The sequence below is a fragment of the Parenemella sanctibonifatiensis genome, assembly GCF_002250565.1.
GTDB lineage: Bacteria > Actinomycetota > Actinomycetes > Propionibacteriales > Propionibacteriaceae > Parenemella > Parenemella sanctibonifatiensis.
Map to the genome: position 1 here is coordinate 151,510 of NZ_NMVJ01000008.1, position 17,369 is coordinate 168,878.

The 17,369-nt window shown below is 66.7% G+C and carries 12 protein-coding genes and 1 pseudogene; 6 read left to right on the forward strand and 7 right to left on the reverse strand.

Translation table 11 applies throughout. From position 1 onward, the window contains the following. Window positions 1-22: 22 nt before the first annotated feature. On the reverse strand, window positions 23-1,729 hold the full coding sequence (locus tag CGZ91_RS10085) for a hypothetical protein (protein ID WP_144276866.1): 1,707 nt from the start codon (window positions 1,727-1,729) through the stop codon (window positions 23-25). Between the two features lie 69 nt (window positions 1,730-1,798). Beyond that, window positions 1,799-2,536: a class F sortase gene (locus tag CGZ91_RS10090; RefSeq protein WP_094454840.1), complete on the reverse strand. Its 738-nt coding sequence runs from the start codon at window positions 2,534-2,536 to the stop codon at window positions 1,799-1,801. Window positions 2,537-2,878: 342 nt separating this feature from the next. On the opposite strand from CGZ91_RS10090, the gene rpsA reads away from it, so the two are divergent. The 5 genes from rpsA to CGZ91_RS10115 all read left to right on the forward strand — a co-directional run bounded on the left by rpsA (window position 2,879) and on the right by CGZ91_RS10115 (window position 9,464). Continuing rightward, a complete protein-coding gene (gene rpsA / locus CGZ91_RS10095; RefSeq protein WP_094450304.1) occupies window positions 2,879-4,345 on the forward strand; it encodes a 30S ribosomal protein S1 in 1,467 nt (488 codons plus the stop codon). Window positions 4,346-4,606: 261 nt separating this feature from the next. Further along, complete coding sequence (locus CGZ91_RS10100; RefSeq protein ID WP_094454842.1) at window positions 4,607-5,881, forward strand: PrsW family glutamic-type intramembrane protease; 1,275 nt, start codon at window positions 4,607-4,609, stop codon at window positions 5,879-5,881. Then, on the forward strand, window positions 5,878-6,840 hold the full coding sequence (locus CGZ91_RS14335; RefSeq protein ID WP_179229312.1) for a hypothetical protein: 963 nt from the start codon (window positions 5,878-5,880) through the stop codon (window positions 6,838-6,840). Before CGZ91_RS10100 ends, CGZ91_RS14335 begins: the two co-directional genes overlap by 4 nt. 52 nt (window positions 6,841-6,892) lie before the next feature. Next, complete coding sequence (gene uvrB, locus CGZ91_RS10110) at window positions 6,893-8,974, forward strand: excinuclease ABC subunit UvrB (RefSeq protein ID WP_094454844.1); 2,082 nt, start codon at window positions 6,893-6,895, stop codon at window positions 8,972-8,974. 226 nt (window positions 8,975-9,200) lie between these two features. Further along, the gene (locus CGZ91_RS10115) at window positions 9,201-9,464 is read left to right on the forward strand and encodes a hypothetical protein (RefSeq protein ID WP_094454846.1); all 264 of its coding nucleotides are present in this window, start codon (window positions 9,201-9,203) and stop codon (window positions 9,462-9,464) included. Window positions 9,465-9,627: 163 nt separating this feature from the next. Here CGZ91_RS10115 and CGZ91_RS10120 read toward each other — a convergent pair whose 3' ends face one another. Continuing rightward, on the reverse strand, window positions 9,628-10,296 hold the full coding sequence (locus tag CGZ91_RS10120; RefSeq protein WP_229116561.1) for an MBL fold metallo-hydrolase: 669 nt from the start codon (window positions 10,294-10,296) through the stop codon (window positions 9,628-9,630). Between the two features lie 16 nt (window positions 10,297-10,312). Further along, window positions 10,313-11,059 carry a maleylpyruvate isomerase family mycothiol-dependent enzyme gene (locus CGZ91_RS10125; RefSeq protein ID WP_094454848.1) on the reverse strand — a complete coding sequence of 249 codons (747 nt, stop codon included), beginning with the start codon at window positions 11,057-11,059 and terminating at the stop codon, window positions 10,313-10,315. Between the two features lie 102 nt (window positions 11,060-11,161). Between CGZ91_RS10125 and uvrA the strand changes: the two genes are divergently transcribed. Then, complete coding sequence (gene uvrA / locus CGZ91_RS10130; protein ID WP_094454850.1) at window positions 11,162-14,170, forward strand: excinuclease ABC subunit UvrA; 3,009 nt, start codon at window positions 11,162-11,164, stop codon at window positions 14,168-14,170. A 52-nt stretch (window positions 14,171-14,222) separates the two neighbouring features. On the opposite strand, the pseudogene CGZ91_RS15000 reads toward uvrA, so the two are convergent. The 3 genes and pseudogenes from CGZ91_RS15000 to CGZ91_RS10150 form a co-directional block, all read right to left on the reverse strand. Beyond that, a pseudogene (locus CGZ91_RS15000) lies at window positions 14,223-14,738 on the reverse strand (sialidase family protein); the annotation flags it as partial. A 340-nt stretch (window positions 14,739-15,078) separates the two neighbouring features. Further along, entirely contained in the window at window positions 15,079-16,644 is a 1,566-nt protein-coding gene (locus CGZ91_RS10145; protein ID WP_179229313.1) for a DUF222 domain-containing protein, read from the reverse strand. A 259-nt stretch (window positions 16,645-16,903) separates the two neighbouring features. Then, window positions 16,904-17,290, reverse strand: a complete 387-nt coding sequence (locus CGZ91_RS10150) for a Rieske (2Fe-2S) protein (RefSeq protein WP_094454856.1) — start codon at window positions 17,288-17,290, stop codon at window positions 16,904-16,906. Window positions 17,291-17,369: the final 79 nt, after the last annotated feature.

Consider the following 17,369-nt stretch of genomic DNA (forward strand, 5'->3'; position numbering starts at 1 on the left):
ACCAGCCCGGTCCGGGCCCAGCTCAGCACATCTCGGTGATCGCGGTCGCCGGGTCGTGCGAGTACCGCAGCGACGTCAGCTTGGGTGCCAGCGTCACGTTGCGCCAGAACCGATCCCAGGTCAGCGGTTCGCTGACGGCGGCCTGCAACTCCACCAGTGGCTCGCACTGCAGCACCACCCGGGCGTCCTTGACCTGCTGCGGCTCGTCGGGGTTCGGTTGCGCATAGCGAGCTTCCCGCCAGGCCTCGTCGCGGTAGGCGTGACCGGCGCGGGCTTCAAAGCCCTCCGGCATGACCGTACGAGCGGTGATCGGGTCGGCGAGGGCATATCGGTCAGCGAGGAAGACCTCGGTCCCGGCAGCCACGCTGGGCATCCCCATCGAGTGGTGCGCCAGCACCACCCGGTCCATGGTGCCGGGCATCTCGAGGTAGGGGGCGCCGTCCTGCTGGACGACGTAGCGGTACTCACCGGCCTCCTGCATCGCCTTCATGCGGGTGCCGATCTCGTAGGTTTCGTAGCCCTTCCACCCCTTCGGGGTGGTGGTGTCGGCGACCCGGGAGGTGTAGAAGCCGCGCTCGTCGGCGATACCCCAGGGGCTGGGAAAGTCGACGTAGGGATAGCGCAGCACCACGCCACATGTCACCGACCAGGCCACCATGGCGCCGGTCGCGGCCGCAAAGGTGACGCGCAGGGTGCGCTCGGGGATCTGGATGGCAAACATCGGCACCAGCAGCGCAAAGGTCGCCGGGAGCAGGAACCGGGCATGCATGAAGTCGCCGCCGACCCGCACCACATAGACGACGTGGATCAGCGCACCCGCCAGCGGCACCAGCAGCATCGCCCAGGTGCGCCAGTCATGCATCGGGGCGACCCGGCGCAGCAGCCACAGCACCGCCACGGTGCCGCCGATCAGCAGCGGGACATAGAGGGCGTACGTGCCGACGTAGTCCCACAGGTACTTCAGGCCCGAGCCCCACCGGCTCTCCGAGGCGCCCTTGGCCAGGGCAGTGTTCGGCACCAGGGCGGCGTAGTAGCCCATCCGGAAGATCTCGTACGCCAGGAACGGGCCCAGGCCCACGGCGGCACCGACCAGCCAACTGCGTACCGAGAAGCGGCTGTCGATGAGGACGACGATGGCGAAGGTGGCGGCCAGCACCGTGATGTCGGGGCGGACCAGCGGGCCGAGCCCGATGACCAGGGCGACCGGCCACGGCTGCCAGACCTCCAGCACCGTGTCCGGGTCGCGGTCGAAGCGGCGGACCACCAGCCACGCGCTGGCGCCGATCCAGGCCATCGTGAGACTGGTCTCGAGGCCGGACGTGGTGAAGTCCCACACCGGCGGCAGCACCGCGAAGACCAGGGCACCGAAGGGGACCACGACGCCGCGCGGGGTGCTCAGTTCAGGATCGCCGGCGCCCCGGCCGCCGCGGCGAACCATGTCGTGCAGCCGCAGCGCGGCGAGCGTGGCGAAGGCCATGCCCGCCACCATCAGCAGGATGCCGAGGCCGATCGACCACTTTTGCGGCGACCCGAAGGGCGCCACCGTGTCGAAGAGCCAGACCAAATACAGCCACAGGGTGCTGGTGCCCAACTCGACGCGTTCACCGATGTTGAACACGGGTCCGTTGCCCGCCTGGAGCTGCATAATGACGCGCATGTTGATCCAGCCGTCATCACTGACCCAGCGCTGGATCCAGCCTGCGACCGCCACCACAAGGATGGGCAGCAACAGCGCCCCCGCACTGAGGCGGGGGCGCGTTCCGAGGGCGGCGGCCAATCGGTTCATTCAGTTTGCCGTTCAGTCAGTCACCAGGTCTGCATAGAGGATGTAGCGCGCATCCCACTCGCCGGTGGAGTTGTTGAAGTCAGTACAGATGACTATCGCCAGCTGCGGATCGCCGCTGTTAGTGTACAGCACGTCCGAGTCGGGATCGTAGTCTGAAACCTTCAGGTGCACCATTTCGCGGAACTCGTAGCACGCGGTGCTGCCGCCGTCTCCGGACATCTCGATGCGGTCGCCCGCCTTGAGCAGACCGTCCTCCAAGGCGTTGCCGAGGGCACCGCCGTTGCGGTACGTGTGAATCGTCAGGACGACATTGCCCTGCTCGCTACCGACCTTGGGTCCGCCGTTGTACCAGCCAACCGTGTGGGAGGCGTTCTTGGGTGGGGCTGCCGCGGCCCCGTTCTCGTCCAGTCCGAGCGACAGCACCGGGGAGTTGACGCCGCGGTCCTCGACGATGAAGCGCTTGGGGTTGTTGATTTCGCCGACCGTGCAGCCTTCCGGGGGGCCGCTGGGCTCCTCGGTGGGGGCGGGCGCCGGCGGCGTCGAGGGCTCGGGCTCTTCGGGGGTCGGGCTCGGTGCCGGCGCGGAGCTGCTCGGGGTGTCCGTGGTGGTGGGAGGCGGCGGCAGCGTGGAGGGCTGGTTGTTGTTCTGGGTCAGGAACCAGCCCAGGGCCAACGCCAGGCAGATGACGATCACACCCACGCCGGTGCCGATGCGTACACCTTTGCGTTGCCACAGTTCGGTTGCGTTCACGATCGCCTCTCATCTGCCGCTCAGATTGATCCCGCCGCGACCATCTTAGGGGGCGATGCCGACAACCCCCAGTCGAACCGGGAACAGGCGATCGGGGAACCGGATTGACCCGGCTGGCAAGGAATCGTTACGATAGCTGAGCGCTGTGACCTGTGCGACTTCGGACCGAGCAGGTTGCGCAGTGACTGGGCCCGATCCATGGGCCGGGGTTTGTGTTGAGTCTCAATTCTCTCCCGCCGAGTCGGCCGAGGGGAAGTTCAACTCGCCAGGGCCGGGATGGGTGATCCAGTCAGGGGTCACGGTGCACCGTCGACAACACCAAAAAACCGGAGCACCCACTACATGACCTCCTCCCTCGAGGCTGCCCCTCAGGTGGCTGTTGATGACCTCGGCTCGCCCGAAGCCCTTCTTGAGGCCATCGACAAGACCATCAAGTATTTCAACGACGGTGACATCGTCACCGGCACCGTCGTCAAGGTCGATCGCGACGAGGTTCTCCTCGACATCGGCTACAAGACCGAAGGCGTGATCCCTTCCAAGGAACTCTCCATCAAGCACGACGTGGACCCCTTCGAGGTGGTCCAGGTCGGCGATGAGGTCGAGGCCCTGGTCCAGCAGAAGGAGGACAAGGAAGGTCGCCTCATCCTGTCCAAGAAGCGGGCTCAGTACGAGCGCGCCTGGGGCACGATCGAGAAGCTCAAGGAAGAGGACGGCGTCGTCACCGGCACCGTCATCGAGGTGGTCAAGGGCGGCCTCATCGTCGACATCGGTCTGCGTGGCTTCCTGCCCGCGTCGCTGGTGGAGATGCGCCGGGTCCGCGATCTGCAGCCCTACGTGGGCGCTGAGATCGAGGCCAAGATCATCGAGCTGGACAAGAACCGCAACAACGTGGTCCTGTCCCGCCGCGCTTGGCTGGAGCAGACCCAGTCCGAGGTGCGGATGAACTTCCTCACCCAGCTCCAGAAGGGTCAGATCCGCAAGGGTGTCGTCTCCTCGATCGTCAACTTCGGTGCGTTCGTGGATCTCGGCGGCGTCGACGGTCTGGTCCACGTGTCCGAGCTGTCCTGGAAGCACATCGACCATCCGGGCGAGGTTGTCGAGGTCGGCGATGAGGTCACCGTCGAGGTGCTGGACGTCGACATGGACCGCGAGCGCGTCTCGCTGTCGCTGAAGGCCACCCAGGAAGACCCGTGGCAGGCGTTCGCTCGCCTGCACCAGATCGGCCAGATCGTTCCCGGTCGCGTCACCAAGCTGGTGCCCTTCGGTGCCTTCGTGCGCGTCGAGGAAGGCATCGAGGGTCTGGTGCACGTCTCCGAACTGGCCCAGCGCCACGTGGAGATCCCCGAGCAGGTCGTCACCGTCAACGACGAGGTCATGGTCAAGATCATCGACATCGATCTCGATCGTCGCCGGATCTCGCTGTCGCTGAAGCAGGCCAACGAGAGCGTCGACGTGACCGCCGACGACTTCGACCCGGCGCTGTACGGCATGACCGCTTCCTACGACGACCAGGGCAACTACATCTACCCCGAGGGCTTCGATCCGGAGACCAACGAGTGGAAGCCCGGCTACGAGGAGCAGCAGGCCGCCTGGGAGCAGCAGTACGCCGAGGCCCAGGCTCGCTGGGAAGCTCACAAGCGCCAGGTCGAGGATGCCGAGAATGCCGTCGAGGAGGCCGCTGCCGCTCCGTCGGCGCAGGCCGGCTCGGCGTACTCCGCCTCCAGCTCCACCAGCGAGGGCGAGGGTTCGCTGGCGTCGGACGAGGCGCTGCAGGCGCTTCGCGACAAGCTGACCGGCGGCGGCAACTGATCGCCGACTGAAAGCCCGGCCCATCGGGCCCACAGACCACGGGTCGTCGCCTTCGGGCGGCGGCCCGTGGTCTGTCTGAGCCCAGAGTCGAGGTGCTCCGTCGGTACTGGAACCGAGCGCCGCTGGCGCAGCGTCAGGCCCAGCGGTAGGAATTCTGACCCGCAGGAGCGGACAGGGCCGGCGTTCTGAGCCATCATGTAAGTGGTCGGAGCTGGCGATTCCCCCGAACTCGTCGCCAGACCCGTAGGGGAGGAGAAAACCGTGGAATGTCCACGCTGCCACGCGACCATGCCGGAGGTGTCCCACTTCTGCCACAACTGTGGTCAGGATGTCCGGACACCGGATCTGGCCCGACGCAAGACTTTCGCCGTCAAGCCGGATGAGCCGGTGGCGTCCTTTGCCATTGTGTCCTCGATCATGCCGCGCGGTGCGGGTGATCGGCCCCAGACCTATCGGGTCGCTTTGCTGGTCGCCCTGACAGCGGCGCTGCTGACGGCGATCTTCGGTGCGCTGCCCTTCGCAGTGATGCTGGCGGCCTTCTCGATCCCGATCGTCTACATCGTCTACATGTACGACGTGAACCTGTGGGAGGACGAGCCTATTCCGGTCACCGCACTGACCTTCGTGCTGACCGGTGCACTCACCGTCGCCTGGACCTTGGCTTGGCTGATGCTGCGCAACGACGCGCCAGTGCTGCCCGGCATCGACGGCCTGTCGGCCGGCCCGACCGTGCAGGGTTTCCTGGTCACGGCGCTGTTGGTGCCGATCGTCGGCGAGGCAATCCGTCAGGTCGGTCCGTTGATCCTGGCCAGCCGCCCCGAGTTCGACGACCTGATGGACGGTCTCACCTTCGGTGTCATCTCGGGTGTGGCGTACGCCTGCTTCGAGACGATCGTGCTGCACTGGCCGCTGGTCACCGGCGGCTTCGTCGGCATCCAGGAGCCGGCCCAGTGGGCCACCCTGATGTTCCTGGAGGGCTTCGTGAAGCCCCTCATCTACGGCACCGCCAGCGGTATCGCCTGTGCGGAGTTTTCCGGGCTGGGGCGCGGCTACGACGGTTTCACGCCGCGGTACTTCCGGGGCCTCGCGGAGGCGCTGCTCGCGGTCATCCTCTACCAGGGCGGTGTCTACCTGTTCGCCTTCCTGCCCTATGGCCGGACCTTCTCGGTGATGGTCGCGGTGCTGTGGGGGATGGCGATCTTGGGCGTGCTGATCCTGCGGATCCGCAACGTCCTCCACCACGGCCTGATGGAGGCCGCGCTGGAGAGCGCTGCCCGACGCGGTGGTGTCGGCGACGGCGAACTGGAGTTCTGCCCTCGCTGTGAGATGCCGTTGGTCCAGGGTGCAGTCTTCTGCAATGCCTGCGGCTCGAACACGCGTACGGCGGTCAAACCACACCGGGACAAGAAGGCTGCGCCGGTCGCCGAAGCGGTGGGCGTGAACGCATCCCCGGGAGCCGCCGAGTCGGCCCCGCCGTCGCAGCAGCGCGATCAGGACAACCCGCAGGACAGCACGACTGAGGGAGGCGACCGATGAGTCAGTGGGGCGGATACAACCAGGGTGGTCAGCCCGGACCTCAGGGTCAGGGTGGCTACGGCCAGCAGCAACCCCAGCAGGGCTACGGACCTCAGCAGGGTCAGGGTGGCTACGGCCAGCAGCAACCCCAGCAGGGCTACGGGCCCCAGCAGGACCAGGGGGGCTGGGGCCAGCAACAGCCGCAGCAGGGCTTCGGGCCCCAGCAGCAGTACGGCCAGCAGGGCGGCTACGGGCAGCAGCAGTTCGGCCCGCAGGGCGGCTACGGTCAGCGGCCGCCGTCCGGCCCCAAGCGGGCCTCCACCACCATGATCGTGGGCATCGTGGTGGCAGCGCTGATCGCGGTCGCCGGTATCGGAGGCGCGGCATGGTTCCTCACCAAGGAGGAGGATCCGCCACCGCCGCAGATGCCGCCGACCACGGCTCCGCAGACCACCGAACCCACCAGTGGGCCGACCTCGTCGGGGCCGACATCGGCGCCGCCGACCCAGACGCCGCAAAGCGGTGACGAGGAAGTCACGATCTCCGGGATCACTTTCACGGTGCCGAGGGACTGGGACATCGTCAAGCAGGACGACCGATCGGTGACGCTGGCCAAGGACGGCACCCAGATCTACATCCAGCCGGGCCGATTCGCGCCGGGGCACACCTCGGACGAGGCAATGACGAACTACCTCGACCAGCTGGAGGAGCGTGGGACTGTCCAGAACGCCGAGCGGGGCGACTTGCTCACGCTCGACATCCATCCGGCCTTGTATGGCACCGAGAGTCACCTTGTCGGGACCTCGAGTACGGGCGGCGGTTCGTCCAAGATCCGGGTCAGCGCCGTCTATTTCGTCCACAAGGAGACCGGTAAGGCCCTGCTCGGCGTGCTCATCGCCTCCCCGGACAAGACCCAGGAGTACGGCCCCGAGTGGGCCGGCATCGTGAGCACCGGTCTCGAGGACTTGGCCGAAGGCTGAGCCGCTGCGCTACCAGCGAAAACTGTCGGCCAGCCCGCGTACGCTGTTGGTCATGCGACCCGTGACCGATCTGCAGCGCAAGGTGGCCGACTTTCGCGTCCACAGCGACTTTGAGCCCGCCGGTGACCAGCCGGCCGCGATCGACGCGCTGGAGGAGCGGATCAGGGCCGGCGAACAGGACGTGGTGCTGCTGGGTGCGACCGGCACCGGCAAGACTGCGACGGTTGCTTGGCTCACCGAGCGGTTGCAGCGTCCGGTGCTGGTGATGCAGCCCAACAAGACCTTGGCGGCCCAGTTCGCCAACGAACTGCGTCACTTCTTCCCGGAGAACGCCGTCGAGTACTTCGTCAGTTACTACGACTACTACCAACCTGAGGCGTACGTCCCGCAGACCGACACCTACATCGAGAAGGATTCCTCCCTCAACGAGGAGGTGGAGCGGCTGCGGCACTCCGCAACCGCCTCACTATTGACCAGGCGGGACTGCATCGTGGTCGCCACCGTGTCAGCGATCTACGGTCTGGGCACGCCCCAGGAGTACGTCGACCGGATGATCCGGCTCCAGGTGGGGGAGACACTGGACCGTGACGACTTCCTGCACCAGCTGGTCGGCATCCAGTACGCCCGCAACGACCTGGCTGCCACCCGTGGCACCTTCCGGGTCCGGGGCGACACGGTCGAGGTGTTTCCGATGTGGGAGGAGTTGGCGTGGCGGGTCGAGTTCTTCGGCGACGAGATCGACCAGATGTCCACCCTCAACCCGCTCACAGGTGAGGTGACCCGGGAGAACTCCGAGATGTACATCTTCCCGGCCAGCCACTACGTCGCCGGGCCGGAGCGGATGGAGCGCGCGATCGCGGGCATCGAGGCCGAGCTCGAGGAGCGGCTGGCTGAGTTGGAGACCCAGAACAAGCTGCTGGAGGCGCAGCGGCTGCGGATGCGGACCAGCTATGACATCGAGATGATGCGTCAGATCGGCACTTGTTCGGGCATCGAGAACTACTCGCGCCACATCGATGGCCGCGCGCCCGGGTCGGCCCCGAACTGTCTGCTGGACTACTTCGCCGAGGACTTCGTGCTGGTCATCGACGAGTCCCACGTGACCGTGCCGCAGATCGGCGGCATGTATGAGGGCGACATGTCCCGCAAGCGCACCCTGGTCGACTTCGGTTTCCGACTGCCGAGCGCGATGGACAACCGGCCGCTGCGGTTCGAGGAGTTCACCGAACGTATCGGCCAGACGGTCTATCTGTCAGCGACGCCAGGGGCGTACGAAACCGCCCGCAGCGATGGCGTCGTGCAGCAGATCATCCGACCCACCGGCCTGGTCGACCCCGAGGTGGTCGTGAAGCCGACCAAGGGACAGATCGATGACCTGATGGGCGAGATCCGGCAGCGCACCGCCCGCAACGAGCGGGTGCTGGTGACCACGCTGACCAAGAAGATGGCCGAGGACCTCACCGACTATCTGCTCGAGAACGGTGTCCAGACGCGTTATCTGCACTCCGAGGTCGACACCCTCCGTCGGGTCGAGCTGCTGCGGGAGTTGCGGATGGGCGAGTACGACGTGCTGGTCGGCATCAACCTGTTGCGGGAGGGCCTGGACCTGCCTGAGGTGTCACTGGTGGCGATCCTGGACGCAGACAAGGAGGGCTTCCTGCGCAGTGATCGGTCGCTGATCCAGACCATCGGCCGTGCCGCCCGCAACGTCAACGGTCAGGTCCACATGTACGCCGACAAGATCACCGATTCGATGGAACGCGCGATCGAGGAGACCAACCGGCGCCGCGACATCCAGATCGCGTACAACAAGGAACACGGCATTGACCCGACGCCGCTGCGCAAGCGGATCGCCGACATCACCGACATGCTGGCCCGCGAGGATGCCGACACCGACGAGTTGATGAAGCGGACCCGCACTTCGGACAAGCCGGTGGCGCCCACGCCGGGGCTGCCGAACTCTGCTGCCCGGTCCGAACTGCCCGCAGCAGAGCTCGCCGATCTGGTGCACCAGCTGACCGACCAGATGCATGCCGCGGCGCAGAACCTCGAGTTTGAGCTGGCTGCGCGGTTGCGTGACGAGGTCTCCGACCTCAAGAAGGAGCTGCGACAGATGGTGGAGGCGACGAAGTAAGCAGGGTTCCGACACGCGCGAAGGCAGGCTAGGGTCGTCAGCAGTTCATCGTCCAGCGAAGGAGCTCCTGATGAATCACCACCCCGACCCATGGCGCCGTGAGAGCCGAACTCTCACCCGTCGCAGCGTGCTCGGCGCGGCCGGACTTGCGGCTGTGGCCGCAGCGGTCCCGCCAACCCTCGGGGCTCACGCGGCGCCGCGTCCGACTTCCTCATCGGTCGACCGCATGATCGACGAGCAAGCCGACTTCATCCTGTCGAAGCGGCTGCCCAGCGGCGCGCTGCTGGCCCCGAACGACACCACCATCACGCCCTATTTCGTGTCCTGGGGGCCGATGGGACTCGCCCAGGTGTCCGACCCACAGATCCCGGCGACGTTGGCCAACTACCTTCAGTGGTACCTGGACCACCTCAACACCGCAGAGCAGGATCCGTACGGCATCCCCGGCACCGTGTTCGTGTACGACTACGACCCGGCTCCGCGGTGCTGATGGGGGACGGCGCTGACGTGCTGCGGTTCTTCGATGCGCTGCGGGAGCGGTACGGGACCGGCTGGGGGGGGGGACAACTGGTATGTCGGTGAGGCTGGGCACGTGCTGCGTGCGGCGGTTGCCCTCCGCGATTCTGTGGCCTGAGCGACGCTGCGGCCTGATTTCACCAACCGCGGGCGCGCCACTCGTGCAGGTGTGGCCGCTCCGCGGCCAGCGTGGTCGAATCACCGTGTCCCGGATGGACTTCGGCGTCCTCAAAACGGTCGAAGATGCGTTCAGTCAGATGGTCCATCAACGAGGCGAAGTCGTGCGGCGATCCGGTCTTGCCCGGGCCGCCGGGAAAGAGCGAGTCGCCGGTGAACAACAGCGTGCGGTCCTGGGTCTGCAGCACCAAGGTGATGGATCCAGGCGTGTGGCCGACCAGGCTGATCACTTCGAGTTCGAGGCCATCGTCGATCGCGATTCGTTCGCCGTGGACCACCGGCCGGCACAGCACCCGGGTCTGTTCACGGATGGCATCCGCGTCGGCTTCGCCACAGACCGGTTCGGCTCCGGTCGCCAGGATGAGCTCGGAGAGAGCGCCGATGTGGTCGTGGTGTTGGTGCGTGGTGATGATCGCCGCCACCGGACGTCCAGCAAGCTCGGCGGCGATGGTGTCCGCCTCGGCCGCCGCATCGATGAGGGCGCTGGTGCGCGGCGTACGAAGCAGGTAGGCGTTGTTGTCCATGGGGCCGACCGCCACTTTGCGGACGGTGAGCTCGGCAGACTCGACCAAGGTCACCGGGCCCGCGCCGGGCTCGGTGTGGAAAGCCGGATGGTGTTCCGAGGTCACAGCTGCTCCTCACTCCTCACAGAGGCCGTCCGGAGGGGCCGGCGCCCTGTACCGCGTTGGCATCGACGCGACCGGTGAGCCAGCCCAGCAACCGAGCCGGATGACCCACCAATCGGCGTGGTTCATCATTGTCGTCCACCGGCTGCTCGGAGTCGTCAGCGGTCCCACCCAGCACGATGGTCTGACCATCGTCGGTGGTGAGGGTGGTGGGTGGCATTCGCCGCTGCAGGCCGGTCCAGCGCAGCAGCCAGACGGCGGTGTCGGCGCGGATGTCCTCGAAGCTGAAACCGCAGGCCAGGTCGACGTGGTGCACCAACACCTCTTGGAGTCGTGCCAGCGGGGCGAGACCCAGCGCAACCCGGCGGGTGCCCATGGTCACCTCTTCCTGCCACAGTTCGGCGGGCACGTTGCTCCAGGCCTGGGCGAGTTGACCGGCGCTGGTGTCGAGGTCGATCTGGAGGTCGAGCCCGGACCGTTCCGACCCGCGCTCGATGGCGAGGTCGCGGGCGTCGGCGGAGTCGTAGACGGCCGCGGGTTCGCCGGCCCGGACCTGTTCCAACAAGCCCGCCAGGCCCTCGGCATTACGAGCCAGATGGCTGGCGATGTGGGCCCGGGTCCAGCCGGGCAGCGCCGATGGTGCCTGCCAGTCCTCGTCGGACAACGAGATCGTGTCCCCGAGCAGGCGTTGGGTCGCCTCCTGGACACGGTGGCGGACGATGTCGGGACCGGGGAATTCGGTGCCGGGGCTGTCGGGGGCAGACATGGGTCCAACCTAGGCCCTGCCCGCGGTCGTGACCACCCACCGCGACCGGGGCCGTCACAGATCCGGACAGTTTCTGTCGTGGGTGGGTTCTAGGATGGCGCCGTGACTGATCAACTCGTCGTGCGTGGTGCCCGGGAACACAATCTCCGCAATGTGTCGGTGGAGTTGCCCCGGGACGCCCTCATCGTCTTCACCGGCCTGTCGGGATCGGGGAAGTCATCACTCGCCTTCGACACGATCTTCGCCGAGGGGCAGCGACGCTACGTCGAGTCGCTGTCGGCGTACGCCCGCCAGTTCCTGGGGCAGATGGACAAGCCTGACGTGGACTTCATCGAAGGCCTGTCGCCGGCAGTGTCGATCGACCAGAAGTCGACCAACCGCAACCCGCGCTCCACGGTCGGCACCATCACTGAGGTCTACGACTACCTGCGGTTGCTGTTCGCGCGGGCGGGCCGGCCACACTGCCCTGAATGTGGTGCGCCGATCACCCGACAGACCCCGCAGCAGATCGTGGACCGGCTGCTCGAACTGGCCGAGGGCACCCGATTGCAGGTGCTGGCTCCGGTGATGCGGGGCCGTAAGGGCGAACACGTCGACCTGCTGCGACGGCTGGCGAGCGAGGGGTACGCCCGCGTCCGGATCGACGATCAGGTCCATCCGCTCACGGATCCGCCGGCGCTGGACAAGCAGCGTAAACACAACATTGACGTCGTCGTGGACCGGGTGGCGATCAAGCCGTCTGCGAAACGCCGACTCACTGACTCGGTGGAGACCGCCCTTCGACTTGCCGACGGTGTGGTGGCGATCGATTTCGTCGACCTGCCTGCCGCGGACCCGGAGCGGGAACGCCGCTATTCGGAGCGGCTCGCCTGCGCCAACGGCCACGACGTACAGATGGAGGAGCTCGAGCCGCGTCAGTTCTCCTTCAATGGCCCGTGGGGCGCCTGTCCGGCGTGCACGGGCCTGGGCACCACGATGGAGGTCGACTTCGACCTGATCGTCCCCGACGACTCGTTGAGCCTGAATGACGGCGCGGTCGCGCCGTGGGCCCATGCTCACATCGCTGGCTACTTCCAGAACCTGTTCGGCGCCCTGGCCAAGGAGCATGACTTCAGCCTGGACACGCCGTGGCGGGACTTGCCCCGCTCGATACAGGACCTGCTGCTGCACGGAATCCCGGAGAAGGTGACGGTCAGCCACAAGAACCGCTGGGGGCGCACCCGGGTCTACAACGCCAAGTACGAAGGCGTCATCCCTTACGTCAAGCGTCGTCACGGTGAGGCCGAGACGGACTCGGCGCGGGAGCGGTTCGGTGGCTTCATGCGCGAAGTGCCGTGTCCGACCTGTCAGGGTGCTCGGCTGAAGCCGACCAGTCTGGCGGTGACGGTGGGGGACAAGAGCATCGCCGAGGTGGCGGACCTGTCGATCGCGCAGGCGCGTGAGTTTCTGGCGACAGTCGAGCTGAGCGAGCGCGAGGCGGCGATCGCCCAGCGTGTGGTCAAGGAGATCGACATCCGGCTGGAGTTCCTGCTGGACGTCGGTCTGGACTATCTGACGCTCTCCCGGCCGGCAGCGACGCTGTCCGGTGGTGAGGCGCAACGGATTCGGCTCGCGACCCAGATCGGGTCGGGCCTGGTCGGGGTTCTGTACGTCTTGGACGAGCCCTCGATCGGCCTGCACCAACGGGACAACCGGCGCCTCATCGACACCTTGGTGCGGCTCCGGGACCTCGGCAACACGCTGATCGTGGTGGAGCACGACGAGGACACCATCCGGGTCGCCGACTGGGCCGTCGACATCGGCCCCGGTGCTGGCGAGCACGGCGGCAATGTCGTGGTCAGTGGTCCGGTGTCGGAGTTGTTGGCCTGTGAGCACTCGCTGACCGGGCAGTACCTGACCGGTCGCCGCTCGATCCCGCTGCCCGCCGCTCGCCGCGGTCGCAATCCGGAGCGGGCGCTGCGCATCGTCGAGGCCCAGGAGAACAACCTGCGCAATGTGTCGGTCGACGTGCCGCTGGGCCAGCTGGTGGCGGTCACCGGCGTGTCTGGTTCCGGCAAGTCCACCCTGGTCAATTCGATCCTGCACAGGGCGCTGGCCAAGGAACTGCACCGGGCCCGCACCGTGCCGGGCCGGCATCGGCGGATCGAGGGGACCGACCAGCTCGACAAGGTGATCCACGTTGATCAGTCGCCCATCGGGCGTACACCTCGGTCCAATCCGGCGACCTACACCGGCGTGTTCGACCACATGCGGCGGCTGTTTGCGGAGACCCCTGAGGCGAAGGTGCGTGGCTACCAACCCGGCCGATTCAGCTTCAACGTCAAGGGCGGTCGCTGCGAGAATTGCATGGGCGAGGGCACCATCAAGATCGAGATGAACTTCCTGCCCGACGTCTACGTGCCATGTGAGGTGTGTGGCGGTGCGCGCTACAACCGCGAGACGCTCGAGGTGCACTACAAGGGCAAGTCGATCGCCGAGGTGTTGGCGATGCCGATCGAGGAGGCCCTCGACTTCTTCGCTGCGCTGCCGCTGATCTCCCGGCACCTGCAGACGCTGGTGGACGTGGGTCTTGGCTATGTACGTCTGGGGCAGGCTGGGCCGACCCTGTCCGGTGGCGAGGCGCAGCGCGTCAAGCTCGCCAGCGAACTGCAGCGGCGCAGCACCGGCCGCACTCTGTACGTGCTGGACGAGCCGACCACGGGTCTGCACTTCGAGGACATCCGCAAGCTGCTCGGCGTGCTCAACCGGCTGGTCGACAACGGCAACTCCGTGCTGGTGATCGAACACAACCTGGATGTCATCAAGATGGCCGACTGGGTCATCGACATGGGCCCCGAAGGCGGCTCGGGTGGCGGTGAGGTGATCGCCGAGGGCACCCCCGAACAGATTGCTGCGATCCCGGCCTCGTACACCGGCCAGTTCCTGGCTGAGGTGCTCAATGAGCAGCCGGTGCCGGTCGGTGAGCAGGTTGCCTCAGCCACCTCCCGGGCGGCTCGTTCCAGCAAGGCGGGAGCGGAGAAGAAGGCGCCGGCCACGAAGGCTCCTGCGAAGAAGGGGCCCGCCAAGAAGGCTCCTGCGAAGAAGGCGCGAGCCAAGGCGACGTCGAAGTAGGGCACCGAACCTCAGCGCGGTCGACGGCGGATTCCTCGAACCGAACGCAACCGCGGCGGTGCCAGGTGAGTCCTTCGTCTGTGGAGGCGAGCACATGCGCTCCTCGAAGTTCGTCGAGCTCATGCTGCTCGTCGGCCATGCGTGGGTCGTGGATTTTGCTGCGGTTCCACAGGGACACCGGCAGCAGCCTGGTGCCGTCGGTGGCGACCGTAGGCTTGCTGAGGGCCGCGCCGTGCCAGATCCGCTGGGGCTTCGACCAAGTGGGCTTCGTGGCATCCGGGATGTCGGTGTGGATGGCCCACACGCCAGCTCGCCCGTCGAAGAAGCCGACTGACTGATCGAAGAAGAACCAGAGCCGGCCGCCAGGGTCACACCACAGATTCGCCACCAATGTGCGGCGGCGCAGCTCGGGCCCATTGCTCGGGTCGATCACCAGGATCGGGTCGGACCAGGTGTCGCCGCGATCATCGCTGCGCGCCAGCAGGGTGAAGGCCCAGTCACTGTCGCCACCGGCCGCCCACGCCGCCCACAAGCGGTCGCCAGCGGTGACCTCGAGGCTGAGCTGCATGCCGTAGTCCAGCTGTGACGGGTGGTACTCCGGGCCAGGCGCGGTGATGAGCTCCGGTGGCAGGAGGGCCAGCTCCAGCTTGCTCGCCGGGTACGGGGTGTGGTCGACCTCGCCGACCTCCTCGCCTTGGGCGAGCTCAGGCAGGGGTCGCGCCCACCACCACGATGCTCGGCGTCGCCGGACTCGCGGTGCCGGGCCAATTGGTCGAGTTGGACGCCATCGCGGTGGCCTGAGGTGAAACGGCTTGGCTCCGACCCCATGGCCGGTGACGGAGAGTACTGGCCGGTGGACTGGGCAGCCTGATGGCCCCGGTGGGGCGGGGGCTGTCAGGTGGTGGTGTTCAGGCCGCGGCTGCTGTGGCGTCTTCGTTGATGGTGTCGTGGGGGTCGTGGATGAGCCAGCAGTGGCTGGCGGTGACGAGGTAGTGGAAGCCGAGTGGTGAGGTCCACAGGAGGATGCCTGGGCTGGGTTGGACGACATGCCAGCTGGCGTGGGTTTTGGCGCGGTGTTCCTTACGAGTGAGGGGTGCGAGGTTGCCGGGCCGGGTCTGTGGCAGATCTTCAGGTGGATGGCCGTCGGGTGGATGCCGGTCCGGCGGGTCCCCGTCTTGGGTGTCTGGGTCGGGGAGGACTGCCAGCGGCGGGAGGATCCAGGGTTGGGTGTGGTCGATGTCGAGGTGGCCGCTGTTGCGGTTCGAGAACGGGAACATCGACCTCGGGTTTCTGAGTGTCACCCATTCGCGCATGGCTTCGGGGATCTCGTACGTCTCGGTCGCCCAGGCCTGGTCCGGTGCCAACACCGGCCGGACGGTCACGTGGGAGTCAGCCAGGAGGTCTTTCAACCAGCTGGTGAGGACCGGGCCGACGCCTTCAACGCGGGCAACGCCGCCGTCCTTCAGGCTGGCATCGGTCACGTGGACGATCAACTGGGCTTTCGGCAGGAGCTTGGTCGGGTCGACAGTGATCTGCCCGCAGGTGTGAGCGGGTGAACTCGCCATCGGGCACCCAGTGCCCTGTCCCTCTGCAGCTCCACCGCCAAGGTTCAGATCCGCATCCCCTGGCGCGGCGGTCAGCTCGGCGTCATCAAGCTCGTCGATCAGCGAGTCCTGCAGCAGGTGCAGGGCCCGGGCCGGCGTGGCGAGGATCCCCAACGCGAGGGCCCTGCGGATCTCGCGCGGGTCCATGGTCGCTGGCACATCGCCTGTAGTGGTGTCGGCTTGGCGGTTGCGGAGTTGGCTCTGGCCGATGATCGTCGCGATCCGATTCAGTTGCGCGTCCAGGTGGATCGCGGTGGTCACGTCGACGCTGGCATGAATTTCACGGACGACGCCGTCGCCGCGGTGGTCGATCGATACATGCCGGCCGGCGAGCTGCGCCTCGTGCGCAGTCTGTGCGGTTTCGGGTGAGTGTTCGAGGACGATGGCTTCGATCAGGTTCTTGAGGGCTTGTTTGCCCATGGAGGTCCCGAACTCCGCGACCTGGGCGTCGATCTTGGTGCACAGCTCGACGGGCAGCTCGCGGGTTTCGCCGATGAGGCGGCGTACCTGCCACACCCGCAGCTTCCCTTCACCGAGCACTGTCCACGTCTTCGGGAACCGACCCCGCAACGCGAGTGAATCCGCGAGCAACAGGTGTGCTTCGTCACCCGAGATCCCCAGCGCCGCACCCAACTCGAGAACACAGAACTCGCCGACCAACGGCGTCCCCTCACCGCCAGGACGCACCAACCGTTCCCCGACCGGGCCGGGGCCGTTCGGGTACTCGATGGCGTACCAGTCGGCGTCGTAGAGGTCGGCAAACTCGGCGACCTTCATGAACTCCCGCGCCTCCGCCTCCAACCTCTCCTGCCGAGCGGCACGGATCTCAGAGATCACCTCGAGCGCTGCTGCGGTGTGTGGATCGGTCACGGGATTCACCTCCATCGATGCGCCGAACTGATGTTCGATTGAATGCCTTCAGTCTACCTGGGGGCGCCGACAAAAACGAGAGCCTCGGGTGTGCAATCGAACAAACGTGTGCAGATTGCTCGTGAGGTGAGTCGACCGTCGGTGAATGCGGCCGCCGAGCCCCGTGGCCTTGATTGCGCGGCCGACTCCACTGGCGCGGCGCCACGGCAGCGTCGAGCCAGGTGCAGGTGGCGTGCGAGTGGTCGGACCGATTGCAGCCTCACAGCTGCAGCTTGAGCTCCTCGCCCTGATCGGTGATGAGTGCCTCGGTGAGGCCGACAGTCGCGGGTCCTTGGACGACCGATCCGTCCGTTGGGTCGAAGCGGGATCCGTGGCAGCTGCATTCGGCGACGCCGTCGATGATGCGGCCGATCGGGCAGTGCTGGTGGGTGCAGATGTTGGAGTAGGCGTGGAACTCGCCCTCAACGGGCTGGGAGACGACGTAGCCCTCGGTGAAGATGACGGCTTGGCCGACCGGGATGTCGGACTTCTTGATGGTCAGCGGCGCCACCTCGGCGGGCTGCTTCACTCCGCGCTGGCAGCCCGTGGCGACGGCGGCGGTGAGAGCGGCTGCGCTCCCGAGAATCATGCGGCGGCTCGGCGTCATGTCTTCCTCCTGTGGTCGGAGTCAAACCTAGCCGCCCTGACCAGCAGCTTTTGATCCTGCATCCGAGGATGGTCCGGCG